14 protein-coding genes are annotated in these 13,025 nt (G+C 70.7%); 5 read left to right on the top strand and 9 right to left on the bottom strand.

Going from position 1 to position 13,025, the window contains the following annotated elements; translation table 11 throughout:
- Window positions 1–101 precede the first annotated feature (101 nt).
- Window positions 102–701, top strand: a complete 600-nt coding sequence (locus tag ABD663_RS00180) for a DedA family protein (RefSeq protein ID WP_344735797.1) — start codon at window positions 102–104, stop codon at window positions 699–701.
- Window positions 702–794: 93 nt separating this feature from the next.
- Here the strand turns inward: ABD663_RS00180 and ABD663_RS00175 are convergent, their stop codons facing one another.
- The 4 genes from ABD663_RS00175 to ABD663_RS00160 form a co-directional block, all read right to left on the bottom strand.
- Window positions 795–1,439 (bottom strand): FMN reductase, encoded by a 645-nt coding sequence (locus tag ABD663_RS00175; RefSeq protein WP_344735796.1) that lies wholly within the window; start codon window positions 1,437–1,439, stop codon window positions 795–797.
- Window position 1,440: 1 nt separating this feature from the next.
- Window positions 1,441–2,640 (bottom strand): LLM class flavin-dependent oxidoreductase, encoded by a 1,200-nt coding sequence (locus ABD663_RS00170; RefSeq protein WP_344736890.1) that lies wholly within the window; start codon window positions 2,638–2,640, stop codon window positions 1,441–1,443.
- A gap of 107 nt (window positions 2,641–2,747) precedes the next feature.
- The gene (locus ABD663_RS00165) at window positions 2,748–3,629 is read right to left on the bottom strand and encodes an alpha/beta fold hydrolase (protein WP_344735795.1); all 882 of its coding nucleotides are present in this window, start codon (window positions 3,627–3,629) and stop codon (window positions 2,748–2,750) included.
- Between the two features lie 13 nt (window positions 3,630–3,642).
- Window positions 3,643–5,091 (bottom strand): carboxylesterase/lipase family protein, encoded by a 1,449-nt coding sequence (locus ABD663_RS00160; RefSeq protein ID WP_344735794.1) that lies wholly within the window; start codon window positions 5,089–5,091, stop codon window positions 3,643–3,645.
- A gap of 52 nt (window positions 5,092–5,143) precedes the next feature.
- Here ABD663_RS00160 and ABD663_RS00155 point away from each other — a divergent pair, with 52 nt between their 5' ends.
- Both ABD663_RS00155 and ABD663_RS00150 read left to right on the top strand, forming a co-directional pair.
- Window positions 5,144–6,283 carry an acyltransferase family protein gene (locus ABD663_RS00155; protein WP_344735793.1) on the top strand — a complete coding sequence of 380 codons (1,140 nt, stop codon included), beginning with the start codon at window positions 5,144–5,146 and terminating at the stop codon, window positions 6,281–6,283.
- Window positions 6,284–6,357: 74 nt separating this feature from the next.
- A complete protein-coding gene (locus ABD663_RS00150) occupies window positions 6,358–7,380 on the top strand; it encodes an isopenicillin N synthase family dioxygenase (RefSeq protein WP_344735792.1) in 1,023 nt (340 codons plus the stop codon).
- A gap of 19 nt (window positions 7,381–7,399) precedes the next feature.
- On the opposite strand, the gene ABD663_RS00145 is transcribed toward ABD663_RS00150, so the two are convergent.
- On the bottom strand, window positions 7,400–8,326 hold the full coding sequence (locus ABD663_RS00145) for an oxidoreductase (protein WP_344735791.1): 927 nt from the start codon (window positions 8,324–8,326) through the stop codon (window positions 7,400–7,402).
- Window positions 8,327–8,424: 98 nt separating this feature from the next.
- Window positions 8,425–8,694, bottom strand: a complete 270-nt coding sequence (rpsO, locus tag ABD663_RS00140) for a 30S ribosomal protein S15 (protein WP_005048780.1) — start codon at window positions 8,692–8,694, stop codon at window positions 8,425–8,427.
- A 228-nt stretch (window positions 8,695–8,922) separates the two neighbouring features.
- Between rpsO and ABD663_RS00135 the strand changes: the two genes are divergently transcribed.
- Window positions 8,923–9,858 (top strand): DMT family transporter, encoded by a 936-nt coding sequence (locus ABD663_RS00135; protein WP_344735789.1) that lies wholly within the window; start codon window positions 8,923–8,925, stop codon window positions 9,856–9,858.
- Here the strand turns inward: ABD663_RS00135 and ABD663_RS00130 are convergent.
- Both ABD663_RS00130 and ABD663_RS00125 read right to left on the bottom strand, forming a co-directional pair.
- Window positions 9,842–10,210, bottom strand: a complete 369-nt coding sequence (locus ABD663_RS00130) for an FKBP-type peptidyl-prolyl cis-trans isomerase (RefSeq protein ID WP_344735787.1) — start codon at window positions 10,208–10,210, stop codon at window positions 9,842–9,844. The two genes, ABD663_RS00135 and ABD663_RS00130, sit on opposite strands and share 17 nt — an antisense overlap.
- A 219-nt stretch (window positions 10,211–10,429) precedes the next feature.
- Window positions 10,430–11,644 carry a PrsW family intramembrane metalloprotease gene (locus tag ABD663_RS00125; protein WP_344735786.1) on the bottom strand — a complete coding sequence of 405 codons (1,215 nt, stop codon included), beginning with the start codon at window positions 11,642–11,644 and terminating at the stop codon, window positions 10,430–10,432.
- A gap of 51 nt (window positions 11,645–11,695) precedes the next feature.
- On the opposite strand from ABD663_RS00125, the gene ABD663_RS00120 reads away from it, so the two are divergent.
- Entirely contained in the window at window positions 11,696–12,562 is an 867-nt protein-coding gene (locus ABD663_RS00120; protein ID WP_344735784.1) for a fumarylacetoacetate hydrolase family protein, read from the top strand.
- Between the two features lie 9 nt (window positions 12,563–12,571).
- Here the strand turns inward: ABD663_RS00120 and ABD663_RS00115 are convergent, their stop codons facing one another.
- On the bottom strand, window positions 12,572–12,982 hold the full coding sequence (locus ABD663_RS00115; RefSeq protein WP_344735783.1) for a DUF4190 domain-containing protein: 411 nt from the start codon (window positions 12,980–12,982) through the stop codon (window positions 12,572–12,574).
- Between the last annotated feature and the right edge of the window lie 43 nt (window positions 12,983–13,025).

The raw sequence follows: 13,025 nt of genomic DNA, 5'->3' as shown, positions 1-13,025 counted from the left end.
GAAACGACCCGGCGTCGCCGAGAGTTCACCGGACGCACCGCTGTCCGTCACCGACCAAGCCCGTTCCGTTCCCGTTCACCGACGGCTGTTAGCAACGGACCGTGGACGGCGCATTCCTGGATGCCTTCGCTGCGGGCCCCTGGGCGCTGCCCCTGCTTTTTCTGCTCGTGCTCGGCGACGCGTTCCTCGTCGTGGTGCCGGGGGAAGCGGCCGTCACGGCGTACGGTGCGCTGGCGGTGTCGACGGGCTCGCCGCCACTGGCCGCGGTCATCGCAGTCGCCGCGGCCGCCGCGGCGTGCGGCGACGTCGCGTGCTACACGATCGGCCGGCGTGTCGGGATCGATCGCTGGCGGTGGATGCGCACCCGCCGCGTGCAGGCCGCGATCGGCTGGGCGCGCGACCGCCTGCATCGCAGCACCGCGACGGCGCTGTTCACGGCGCGGTTCATCCCGTTCGCGCGCCTCGCGGTGAATCTGACGGCGGGAGCGACGCGCGTTCCCGCGCCTCGCTACGTCGCCATGGTCGCCGTCGCCGCGACGGTGTGGGCGGCCTACCAGGCGCTGCTGGGCGCGCTGGTGGCATCCGTCCTGCCCGGCGGCACGGTGACGGCGGTGATCGTGTCGATCGCCGTCGGCCTCATCACCGGCTTCGCCGTCGACGCCGCCCTCGCGGCCCGGCGCCGCCGCGCGGGCCGTTCCTGACCTCGCGGCCCCGCCGAGCGGACGGGAATGCACGTCTCCCCCGGCGTGTCGCGGGCAAACTCGTCCGCTCGACAAGGGTGGGGCGCGGGGCTGCTACTCCCCCGCGAGTCCGCCGAGCAGGTGGCCGAATGAGCGCCCCTCGCCCAGATAGTGGGCGGGGTCGAACGGGTCGACGGATGCCGCGGGCTCGCGCCGCGCGATCGCCTCGGCCAGTTCGCGCGCGCCGCGCTCGACCCGTGCGCCGAGCGGGGCGACCTGATCGCCGGCGCCGCCCCAGTCCGACGACGCCGCGAAGACGCCGGTCGAGACCGGGGCCGCATGGAGGTAGGCGAACAGCGGTCGGATGGCGTAGTCGATCGCGAGCGAGTGCCGTGCCGTGCCGGCGTTGGCGCCGATGAGCACCGGCGTGTCGGTGAGGGCATCCGGATCGATGACGTCGATGAACGACTTGAACAGTCCCGAGTAGCTCGTCGAGAAGATGGGTGTCACCGCGATCAACGCATCGGCGGTCACGACGGCGTCGATCATCGACTCCAGCGCCGGGCGGGCGAATCCGGTCAGCAGGTTGTCGGTGATGTCGTGCGCGTAGTCGCGCAGCTCGAAGGCGTCGACCTCGGCGGTGATGCCCCGTTCGTCGAGCTGCGCGACCGTGGCCGCGGCGAGCCGGTCGGCGAGCATCCGCGTCGACGACGGGTTCGAGAGCCCGGCCGAGACGACGGCGATGCGGCGGGTGGTCATGTCAGGCATCCTTCCGGCTCGCGGCGGCTCCGAACGACGCGCCGGCCACGGCGGGCTCGGCATCGCGGTACGGCGAGCCGTCGGTGAGGTTGTCGCCGCGGTTGGCGCCCGGGACGGCCTCGCGCGCACCGCCCGCGGCGGCGACGAGCGACGCGTGGGTGGGGGCGTCCGGCACGGTCGCGGGACGATCCTTCGCCAGCTCGCGACGCAGCACCGGCACGACCTCGCCGCCCAGGATGTCGAGCTGCTCGAGCACCGTCTTCAGCGGCAGACCCGCATGGTCGATGAGGAACAGCTGACGCTGGTAGTCGCCGAACGTCTCGCGCATCGCGGCGTACCGGTCGATGACCTGCTGCGGCGAACCGACGGTCAGCGGTGTCATCTCGGTGAAGTCCTCGAGGCTGGGTCCGTGACCGTACACCGGCGCGTTGTCGAAGTACGGACGGAACTCGCGCACCGCATCCTGCGAATTCGCCCGCATGAACACCTGGCCGCCGAGACCGACGATCGCCTGCTCGGGCGCGCCGTGGCCGTAGTGCGCGTAGCGCTCGCGGTAGAGGCTGATCAGCCGCTGGTAGTGCTCCTTGGGCCAGAAGATGTTGTTCGCGAAGAAGCCGTCACCGTAGTAGGCGGCCTGCTCGGCGATCTCGGGCGTGCGGATCGAGCCGTGCCACACGAACGGCGGCACGCCGTCGAGCGGACGCGGCGTCGAGGTGAACCCCTGCAGCGGCGTGCGGAACTGGCCCTCCCAGTCGACGACGTCCTCGCGCCAGAGCTTGTGCAGCAGCGCGTAGTTCTCGATCGTCAGCGGCAGGCCCTGGCGGATGTCCTTGCCGAACCACGGGTAGACGGGCCCGGTGTTGCCACGGCCGAGCATGAGGTCGGCGCGGCCACCCGAGACGTGCTGCAGCATCGCGTAGTCCTCGGCGAGCTTCACCGGGTCGTTGGTGGTGATGAGCGTCGTCGCGGTCGAGAGCACGATGCGCTCGGTCTGACCGGCGATGTACGCGAGGGTCGTGGTCGGCGAGGACGACCAGAACGGGGGGTTGTGGTGCTCGCCGAGGGCGAAGACGTCCAGCCCCACCTCCTCGATGTGCTTGGCGACCGTGAGCGTCGCGCGGATCTTCTCCGCCTCGCTGGGGGTCCGGCCGGTGGTGGGGTCCTCGGTGATGTCGCTCACCGAGAAGATCCCGAACTGCATCCCGGGCCACGTGGTGGTCTCGTTCACGATCGCTCTCCGCTCCCTGTCCGATCACTCGGACGATACATGCAAATGAATGTATCTTGCAGAACGCCTGCCGTTCCAGGTTATTCCCGGGCGAACATCGCGATCATGTCGCGGGTCAACTGGTGCGGCGCGGTCTCGCACGGGGCGTGCCCGGTGTCGTAGACCGCGAGCCGCGCGCCGATGCGCTCGGCGTACTCGGCGTGCTGGGCGGTGGGCCACAGATCGCTGTGTCCGACGGCGATGAGCTTCGGGATGCCGGTGGCCGCCACCGCCTCGACGTAGTCGGGCGTGTCCATCATCTGCGCGACGATGTCGTCGATGCTGGCGCGCACCGTGATGCCGAGCCGCTCGCGCACGAAGGCGATGCGCCCCGGCGGCGTGCGGTTGAGGTTGTACTTGATCCCCCACAGGATGAGGCCGGCTGCCCGGTGCGGGGGCATGTCGGAGACCGGCCCGATGTGCTTGACCCCGCGGAACACCTGTCCGACGGCCGGCGGCGCCGCCATGAGGGTGAGACTGCGGAACAGATCGGGCCGCCCGACGAGGGCCTGCTGCACCAGCACGCCGGCGTAGCTGTAGCCGAGCACGTGCGCGGGCCCGTCGCCGTCCTCGAGGATCCCGACGAGGTCGTCGAGGTAGAGACGGGCGTCGTAGTGCTCCCGCGGGGGCGAGAGGTGCTGCGGGCCGGCATCCGCCGACTCGTAGTGCCCGGCGATGTCGTAGGACTCGACGCGGAAGCCCGCCGCTGCGAACAGCGGGAACATCAGCACGAAGTCCTCCTTCGATCCCGCGACGCCGGGCACGAGGACCACCCTGGGGGCGCTCTCCGGTCCGAGCGTCACCCGCGCGAGCTCGCCCGACGGCGCCGCGAAGCGGTCGCGCACGGTGCCCGGAGGGAACACGTGCCAGTCCAGGTCGGGAATCGCGAGGTCGCGCTGCGGCGCGTCGTCGATCGTGGTCATCGCGCGGTCGACCCTAGCGGGTCGGCAGGCCGACGAGGTCTTCGGCTCGCGGGGCGTACTCCGTCGAGGCGCCGTCGGCGTCGAACACGCGCACCGGCCGCGGGGCCGACCACGCCTCCCAGCCGGGGTCGCCGTCGCGCACGAACGCCACCCAGGCGGAGTGCATCGCGTCCGCGAGCGCGGCCGGGCCGTCGGCGCCGCCGAGGGCGACGGCATCCGGGGTGTCGAGCGCATCGAAGACGAAGCCGAGCTCCATCCCGTGGCATGCACCGAGACCGTCGACGGGGCTGGGCCACCGGAACTCGTACAGGTGGGTGGATGCCGCGCCGATGCGACTGTCGGCGAGCTGCACGGCCGGCCCCCGCAGCAGCATGTCGGTCATGATCTCGCCGAGCACCTCGCCGGCGCTCGCATCCGGCCGGCGCTCGCGGTGCGCCTTGACGATGCGTGACGGCACGCGCGCGGCCGCCCGCGCGAGGGAGAGCGTCGACGGGCGCACGCGCTCGAGCATCCCCGTGGGCACGAACCAGAGCCGGTACTCCTCCGACGTGGTGCCGATCAGCACCGGGATGCCGCGACCCGCGCCGTCGCGGATCGCGTCGAGGGGATTCCGCGGCACGAGGTCGCCGCCGATCGCGAGCGCGACGCCCGGCGCTCGCGCGAGGGGTGAGGCGTTCGACAGCGCCGTCTGCGTCTCGGCGAGCGCGGCGGGGTCGACCGATGCGAATCCGGCGCGCGTCGCCGGAACCCCCAGGCGCTTGGCGACGGCCTTCGACATGCGCGATGCCTTCGCGAGCGGCTGGGCGCTGAGCGGTCCGCTCTGCAGGATCACACGGTCGAACAGCTCCCCCGCCTGCGGCGCCGCCAGCAGGGCGGCGAGCGCGTTGGCGCCGGCGGAGTGGCCCATCGCGGTCACGCGCGCCGGGTCGCCGCCGAAGGCCCCGATCTCGCGACGCACCCAGCGCAGGGCGGCCTCCTGGTCGGCGAGGCCGAGGTTCAGCGGCACGTCGTCGAGCACCGCGAACCCCTCCTGGCCGAGGCGGTACTGGATCGAGACGTACACGATGCCCTGGCGGGCGAACGCGGTGCCGTCGTACGCCGCGAGGGCGGCGCTGCCGCGCGTGAACGCGCCGCCGTGCACGAAGACGAGCACGGGCAGCGGAGCGTCGTTGCTCCGGTCGGCCGGGGCCCACACGTTGACGGTGAGGATGTCGTCACCGTGCACGATCACCGACGGCAGGTACTTCTCGAGGCCGCCTCGGTAGGGCGTCTGCGGGGCCGTGGCGCCGAAAGCCGAGGCATCCCGCTCGCCCTCCCAGGGCTCGACGGGATGCGGCGGCGCGTAGCGTCGCTCACCGAACGGCGGCGCCGCGTACGGGATGCCGAGGAAGCGGTCGACGCCGGCCTCGCGCACGCCGCGGACGGCGCCGATCGATGTGGTCAGGACGGGGGCATCGGGCATGCACATCTCCTTCACGCTCCAGCGCGTCACCCCAGGATAGGGTTGCCTCGCCGTGAAGACCGAGACCGCATCCCTCCCCCGAGTGCGCAAGCGCGTGCCCTTCTGGGACAACGCGCGCTTCGCGTGCATCACCCTCGTCGTGCTGGGCCACGCGATCCAGCGCCTCACGTACGACAGCGACATCGCTCTGGGGATGTATCTGCTGGTCTACGCGTTCCACATGCCCGCGTTCGCGATCATCTCGGGATACTTCTCGAAGTCCGAGTCGCCGGGTCCGCGGCAGATGGCACGTGTCATCACCGACATCGTCGTGCCGTACGTCATCTTCGAGGGACTGTGGACGCTCACGAAGTGGCTCGTCGAGGGTCAGGCGAACCCCAACCTCACCCAGCCGGCGTGGACGCTGTGGTTCCTGCTGGCGCTCGGGATCTTCCGGCTGATCCTGCCCTACCTCGCGCTGCTGCGCTGGCCGCTGCTGTGGACGCTCGTGATCTCGATCGGCGCCGGGTACCTGCCCAACATCGACTCGACGTTCTCGCTGTCGCGCACGCTGGGCCTGCTGCCGTTCTTCACGCTCGGCTGGTGGATGCACCAGCACGACATCGTCGCGCGCTGGCGTCTGCTCGCGCAGTCGTGGTGGACCGTCGCGGTCTCTCTCGCGGTGTTCGCCGTCGCGGGGTGGGCGGCGTGGTTCTTCGTCGATGCGTGGCGCGAGATGAGCCTGCGCGACTGGCTGTTCTACGACGAGAACTACGCATCGATCGGCGGCACCCAGTGGTGGGCGGGCGGCGTGCGGCTCGCCCTGATGGCGGTGGCGCTCGTCCTCTCGGCGGCGCTGTTCGCGCTCGTCCCCCGCGGAACTCACTGGTGGACGCACTTCGGCCAGTACACGATGTACGTCTACCTGCTGCATTCCTTCGTGCTGTACCCGTTCCGCGAGTCGGGCGTGCTGCGGGGACTCGACCCGACCTGGCTGTGGCTGCCGATCGTCATCGTCGCCTCGGTGCTGATCTCACTGGGCCTCGCCACCAAGCCGGTGCGATGGCTGTTCCGGCCGCTCGTCGAACCCCGGCCGACCTGGCTGTTCGCCGATCGCACCCTCGCGCGCCGCGAGGGTCGGCGCAGCGATCCCACGGGCTCCAGACGCCCGCGAGCGGATGCCGCGCACTCCGACCCGCGCCAGAACGGCTGAGGATCGGGCCGGGAGGTCCGCTCCTCCTCGTAACAATCGCCGGGGACCGGTCGACGTCTGCCTATCCTCATCGCATGACCGAGCTGAACCTGCCGATCCTCGACCTCTCCGACCTCGACCAGGGACCCGAGGCGACGGCGCGGTTCTGTGCGGATCTGCGGCGGGCGACGCGCGACGTCGGGTTCTTCTACCTCACGGGCACCGGCGTGACGCCCGAGCTGGAGGCGCGGCTGCACCGGGCGGCGATCGACTTCTTCGCGCTGCCGCTCGAGGACAAGCTCGCGATCGAGAACGTGACCAGCCCTCACTTCCGCGGGTACACGCGCATCGGCGGCGAACGCACGCAGGGCGCGGTGGACTGGCGCGAGCAGATCGACATCGGGCCCGAGCGCGACGCCGTCACCGACCCCGATGCCCCCGCCTACACCCGCCTCACCGGCCCGAATCTGTGGCCGGCGGCGCAGCCCGAGCTGCGCGAGGTCGTCGCCGAGTGGCACGACCATCTGTCGGGCGTCGCGCGGCGTCTGCTGCGTGCGTGGGCGGTCTCGCTCGGCTCCGAGCCCGAGTTCTTCGACCGCCATTTCGGCGAGCCCGAGACGCTCATCAAGATCGTCCGCTACCCCGGCGTCGACGACCCGACGCCGCAGCAGGGCGTCGGCGCACACAAGGACTTCGGAGTCGTCACCCTCCTGTGGGTCGAGCCGGGCAAGACCGGGCTCCAGGTCGAGCGCGACGGCGAATGGGTCGACGCACCGCCCGTGCCCGGCGCGTTCGTCGTCAACACCGGCGAGCTGCTCGAGTACGCGACGCAGGGCTATCTGACCGCCACCAACCACCGCGTCGTGTCGCCCCAGGCGCCCGACCACCGGATCTCGGTGCCGTTCTTCTTCAATCCGGCCCTCGACGCGCGCCTACCGGTGCTCGAGCTGCCCGCCGAGCTCGCCGCACAGGCGCACGGCGTCACGCGCGACCCGGCCAACCCGATCCACGAGGTCTACGGCGAGAACGCCCTCAAGTCGCGGCTGCGGGCGCACCCCGACGTCGCCGAGCGGTGGCATCCCGACCTGGTCGGCGGCCGAGCCGCGGCATCCGTCTGAACGAGGCGGATGCCGGCGGTCAGCTCGCTTCGACGACGATCGGCACGCCCGTCTCGCGCTCCGACACCGCCCACAGCGTCGCGATCGCCCGTTCACGGCCGGGGCGCAGGACGGGGCGCCGCACGGCGGGGCCGTTGTTCATGAACCGCGGACCGTAGAACTCCCCGCCGCGCGCGGCGGGGTCGGTGGCGGCTCGGATCTGCGGCATCGCCCCGTCGGCCACCTCCATGCCGGCGCGCGCCGCCAGCCATGCGAAGAACGGCGCCATCGGACCGCCGCCTCCCTCGGCGACCGTCGTGGTCTGCAGGTCGCTGTGCGACAGGCCCGGATGCGCGATCAGGCTCTGCGCGCGCACCCCGGCGCGCTCGAATTCGCGCTGGAGCCCGAGGCCGAAGTGGTAGTTCGCCAGCTTGGACTGCCCGTACGCGCGCCACGGCTCGTAGCGCCCCTCGAGGTGCGGGTTGCCGGGGTCGACGGCGCGCCCCATGTGATGTGCCGTGCTCGAGACCGACACCACGCGCGCGGCGGGAGCGGCCACCAGCGCGGGCATCAGGTGGGCGGTGAGGGTCCAGTGCCCCAGGTGGTTGACGCCGAACTGCATCTCGTAGCCGTCGACGGTGCGCCGCTCGGGCGTCGCCATCACCCCCGCGTTGTTGACCAGGATGTCGATGCGGTCGTGATCGCGCAGCACGGCGGCCGCGGCCTCGACGATCGACGCCTGCGACGCCAGGTCGAGTTCGACGGCCTCGAGCGACGCGGCGGGGGTCTGCTCACGGATGCCCGCGATTGCGCGGGCCCCCTTCTCCTGGTCGCGCATGGCCATGACCACGTGCGCGCCCTTCGAGGCGAACACCGCGGCGGTCTCGAGGCCGAGCCCGCCGTTCGCACCCGTGACGAGCGCGACGCGTCCGGTCAGATCGGGCACGGAGTCGACGGTGAAGGCCATGGACCGAGCATCCCATGACCGGGAACGACGAAGGCCGCCCCACCGGGGGCGGCCTTCTCAAGAATGTTCTGCGCGATTGAACGCTGGTGCGCGGTGCCTTATCGGCGCAGTCCGAGACGCTCGATCAGCGACCGGTAACGGTTGATGTCGATGTCCTGGAGGTAGCCGAGCAGACGGCGGCGCTGACCGACGAGCAGGAACAGCCCACGACGCGAGTGGTGGTCGTGCTTGTGCTCCTTGAGGTGCTCGGTGAGGTCCTTGATGCGCTGCGTCAGCATCGCGACCTGCACCTCGGGGGATCCGGTGTCACCGGGGTGCGTCGCGTACTCTTCGATGATCGCCTTCTTGACGTCTGCTTCCAGTGCCATAAAGTGATCCCCTTCCTCGTCGTTGCGCGGTGCCCGACGCCTGTTGCGTGAGCTCTCTTCATCCGCGGCCGATCTACGGCAACCTCCAGAGTCTACCAGCGCTCTCGCGGTCGGGCGAATCGGTTCGGTTGCCCTCCGGTCGTCGTGATCCGGCCGTCGATCGGCGGATTTCGGACGTCGCATCGCGCGACCGCCTCCGGCGCCGGCATCCGAGCCTAGAGTCACCTCGTGACCACCGCACCTCCCCGCATCGCCGACACCGCGTCGGTGTCGAACACGGCCGTCACCGTGCAGTTCGCGCTCGCCGGCCTGGTGTGGGGGTCGAGCTTCCTGTTCATGAAGATCGCGCTCGAAGGCCTCACCCCCGGGCAGGTCGCGTGGTCGCGGCTCATCCTCGGCGGTCTCACCCTCGGTGTGTTCGTACTGCTGCGCCGCGAAGTGCTTCCCCGCCGCCCGATCGTCTGGCTGCACATGACGGTGCTCGCCCTGTCGTTCTGCGTCGTGCCCTTCCTGCTGTTCTCGTGGGCGCAGCAGCACGTGTCGTCGGGACTCGCGAGCATCTACAACGCGACCACGCCGATCATGACCGCGGTGATGGCGTGGGCTGTGTTCCGCGTCGAGCGCCTCAAGCCCGCGCAGATCGCCGGCATCGCCGTCGGCATCCTGGGCGTGATGGTGATCATCGCCCCCTGGAAGGGCCTCGATCTCACGCAGAGCCTCGTCGCGCAGTTCGCGATGCTCGGTGCGACCGCGTGCTACGGATTCAGCCTCGCGTACATGCGGCGCTTCGTCTCGGCGACGGGCATGAGCGCCCTGACGTTCTCGTTCCTCAACATCGGGATCGCCGCCGTCATCATGGCGCTGCTCACCCCCGCCATCGCGCTGACGCCCGTCGAGTTGACCCCCTGGATCGTCCTGAGCGTGCTGCTGCTCGGATGCCTCGGCACGGGCGTCGTGTACATCTGGAACCAGAACACGGTGCGCGCGTGGGGACCCACCCGCGCGTCGACGGTGACCTACCTGACCCCCGTGGTGGGTGTCGCGCTCGGCATCCTCATCCTCGGCGAGGAGCTCACGTGGAACGAGCCCGTGGGTGCGCTCGTCGTCTTCCTCGGCATCCTGCTCGCGCAGAACCGCCTGAGCCGGCTCAGCCGACGGCGATGAGGTCGATGACGAAGATCAGGGTCTTGCCGCCCAGGAAGTGACCGCCTGCGGGGCCGTACGCCAGGTGCGGCGGGATGACCAGTTCGCGACGACCGCCGACCTTCATGCCCGGGATGCCGTCCTGCCAGCCCTGGATCAGGCCGCGCAGCGGGAACTGGATGCTCTCGCCGCGGTTCCACGACGAGTCGAACTCCTCGCCCGACGAGTACTCGACGCCGAGGTAATGGACGGTGACGGTGTCGCCGGGCTTGGCCTCGGTCCCGTCGCCGACGATGATGTCGCGGATGACGAGGTCGGACGGCTCCGGCCCCTCGGGCTGGTCGATCTCGGGCTTGGTGCGCTCTGCTGACATGAGTCCATCCAAGCACGCGTGCCGTCCTCTTGACACCGCACCCGGCCCTGGGCATCCTGAAGTCAGACCAACTCAGCGCTCGGGAGACACGCAGGCATCGCCGCGGCACCGGGCGCTGAGTCTTGACGGGACAGCGGATCACTGCGCGCGACGCGCGCGTCGATGCGGGTCCCGACATGATCGAGCAGGCCGCGAAGCCGCCGCATCGAGATTCCCGTTTCAGGGGGCGAACAGTGCGGCGCGGGCGGCTGTCGCGCGGGTCAGCAGCACCTGCTCGTCTTCCGCGGCATGAGGATCCCGACCCGAGATCGCACGCTGTCGCGCCGCGGCGAGCGAGGTGGCATCCGTGATGAAGCCCTTCATGACATCGGTGCGATCACCGCGCAGTGACTTCGCCCAGGTCAGCGCCGTGCGTCGCCCCGCTCCCGTCGCGAGCATGTCCACCTCCTGCTCGGTGAACCAGCCCGCCTGCGCGTAATCGCCCAGTCGCGCACGCGTGAGCCGCGACTCCTCGCGGCGCAGCGCGATCACACCGAGGATGAAAGCGACGAAGAGCGGCACCTGCAGCATCAGGTACAGCGCGAAGAAGTCGCCGAACACCGCCGAGCCGTTCCACAGCGCGTGCAGCGCCGTCGCGCCGATCATGCCGAGGATCCACGGACCCAGCGCCCGGCCGGCCCGGGCACCGCGGCGCGCGGCCAGGCCGAGGGCGAACCCGGTCACGGCGGTGAACATCACGTGGGCGAACGGCGAGAGGATGCCGCGCACGAAGAACGTCGTCGACGCGTCGACGACGCCGCCCGTGAGGAAGCTGATCCCGAAGTACTGGATGTTCTCGGTGAAGGCGAACCCGGCGCCCACGAGCGCACCGTAGACGATGCCGTCGACGGGGCCGTCGAACGCGCGACGGGCACTGAGGAAGATGAGATAGACGCCGAGGCCCTTGGCGAACTCCTCGACGACCGGCGCCTGCACGACGGCGCTGAACGCTTCGCGCTCGAGCGTGTCGGCCGGTCCCAGCACGAGCGTGATGACGATGTCGACGCCGAGGGCGATCCCGACCGCGGCGATCGCCCCCCACGCCACCGCGAGCACGACGAGGCCGGTGGGCTCGGGCTCCCACCGATCGACGATCCGCACGGCGATCAGCACGCCGATCAGCGGGATGAGCGCGAGGACCATGCCGATGATCGACGCGCCTGCGCCGAGCGCACCGAGGAAATACGCGACGAGCGCGACGAGCAGCAGGACGAGCACGCCGAGGATCCACAGCGGGGCGGTCCGTCCTCGCTTCGGAGGGGTCGGCATCGGCAACGGCGCCACGGCGGCGGGCGGCGGCGTGATCGACGCTCCGACGGCGTGTCGGGGCTGTGCCAGCGACGAGGCGAACCCGCGCTGCACGGCGGGCTGACCGGCGTGCTGAGGATGCGTCATGCGCTCAGCCTAGAGGCGTCCGAGGAACGCGGCGGGCGATAGCGTTGACGGATGCGCTTCGCCCATGTGACCCTTCCGGGCTCCGCCGAGACCCGGCTCGCGCTCATCGAGGCGGACGAGGCGATCGTGGTCGCCGATCTCTATCCCGGCGCCCCGCGCCGCCTGGAAGAGCTCATCGTCGGCGGCGATGCGGAGAAGGATCGGGTGCGGGATGCCGCGGCGTCCGCGGCCACGCGGCACCCGCTGTCCGGCTTGTCGTTCGCGTCGGCTGTGCTGGCTCCTCCGGTGATCCTGGCGATCGGATTGAACTACGCGGCGCACTCGGGAGAGCTGGGCCTGAAGACCGACAGCGCGCCGACGGTGTTCGCCCTGTGGCCGAACTCCCTCACCGGCCACGACGCGACCACGACGTGGCCGCGCGAGGTCAGCGAGGCCGTCGACTACGAGGCAGAACTGGGCGTCATCATCGGGCCGGCGGCCCGGGACGTGCGCGAGGACGAGGCGCTCGACCACGTTTGGGGCTACACCGTCGTCAACGACATCACGGCGCGCAACGTGCAGTTCTCTGAAGCGCAGTGGTCGCGCTGCAAGTCGTTCGACGGCTTCACGCCGACCGGTCCGTTCGTGGTCACCGCCGACGAGATCGCCGATCCGCAGGATCTGCACATCTGGACGGTCCTGGACGGACACGTGATGCAGGATGGCTCGACCGCGCAGATGGTGCGCTCGGTCGCGACGCTGATCTCGCACCTGTCACGGTCGACCACGCTGCTGCCGGGCACGCTGATCTCCACGGGCAGCCCGGGCGGAGCGGGCTACTCCCGCGACCCCCAGGTGTTCCTGCGCGACCGCTCCACGGTCACCGTCGGGATCGACGGCATCGGCGAGCTGACCACCCACTGCCGCATCGTCGACTGATCGCCGCGATCACGAGCAGGTGATCGTGCCGCCGCCCTGCAGGGTGTGGGTGCCCGGACCGAGTTCGAGGCACGCGGCCGCGAGACCGCCGAACAGGGCCGCGCCGAACGTGAAGAACAGCACCAAGACGATGATCCCGATGACGAGCAGGATCGAGCTGATGATGATCGCCGCGATCGCCGGGCCGTTGGATGCTCCGACCTTGCGGCTCTGCACCAGCGCGACGATGCCGAGGATCAGAGCGACCAGCTGGATGAAGAACGACAGCACGAGCGCGACGATGCCCAGAGTGCGTCCGGGAACGGGCGCATTCGCGGGTGCGCCGGATGCCGGCGGCGGTGCAGCGGCATAAGGCTGCTGCGCGCCGGCGGCAGGCTGCTGCTGGGGCTGAGGGGTGGGCTGCTGAGGCGAGTCGGTCATGGGGTCCTCCCGTCCACAGCGACGCTATCGGTCGGCTGCGGTC

Source organism: Microbacterium awajiense (genome assembly GCF_039536545.1).
GTDB lineage: Bacteria > Actinomycetota > Actinomycetes > Actinomycetales > Microbacteriaceae > Microbacterium > Microbacterium awajiense.
This window is presented reverse-complemented; position numbering and strand designations above follow the sequence as displayed.

Excerpts from the sequence above, each read along its gene's own strand:
- ABD663_RS00175 (WP_344735796.1), bottom strand. The coding sequence starts at position 1,439 with ATGACCACCCGCCGCATCGCCGTCGTCTCGGCCGGGCTCTCGAACCCG.
- ABD663_RS00170 (WP_344736890.1), bottom strand. The coding sequence starts at position 2,640 with ATGCAGTTCGGGATCTTCTCGGTGAGCGACATCACCGAGGACCCCACC.
- ABD663_RS00165 (WP_344735795.1), bottom strand. The coding sequence starts at position 3,629 with ATGACCACGATCGACGACGCGCCGCAGCGCGACCTCGCGATTCCCGAC.
- ABD663_RS00160 (WP_344735794.1), bottom strand. The coding sequence starts at position 5,091 with ATGCCCGATGCCCCCGTCCTGACCACATCGATCGGCGCCGTCCGCGGC.
- ABD663_RS00150 (WP_344735792.1), top strand. The coding sequence starts at position 6,358 with ATGACCGAGCTGAACCTGCCGATCCTCGACCTCTCCGACCTCGACCAG.
- ABD663_RS00145 (WP_344735791.1), bottom strand. The coding sequence starts at position 8,326 with ATGGCCTTCACCGTCGACTCCGTGCCCGATCTGACCGGACGCGTCGCG.
- rpsO (WP_005048780.1), bottom strand. The coding sequence starts at position 8,694 with ATGGCACTGGAAGCAGACGTCAAGAAGGCGATCATCGAAGAGTACGCG.
- ABD663_RS00130 (WP_344735787.1), bottom strand. The coding sequence starts at position 10,210 with ATGTCAGCAGAGCGCACCAAGCCCGAGATCGACCAGCCCGAGGGGCCG.
- ABD663_RS00125 (WP_344735786.1), bottom strand. The coding sequence starts at position 11,644 with ATGACGCATCCTCAGCACGCCGGTCAGCCCGCCGTGCAGCGCGGGTTC.
- ABD663_RS00120 (WP_344735784.1), top strand. The coding sequence starts at position 11,696 with ATGCGCTTCGCCCATGTGACCCTTCCGGGCTCCGCCGAGACCCGGCTC.
- ABD663_RS00115 (WP_344735783.1), bottom strand. The coding sequence starts at position 12,982 with ATGACCGACTCGCCTCAGCAGCCCACCCCTCAGCCCCAGCAGCAGCCT.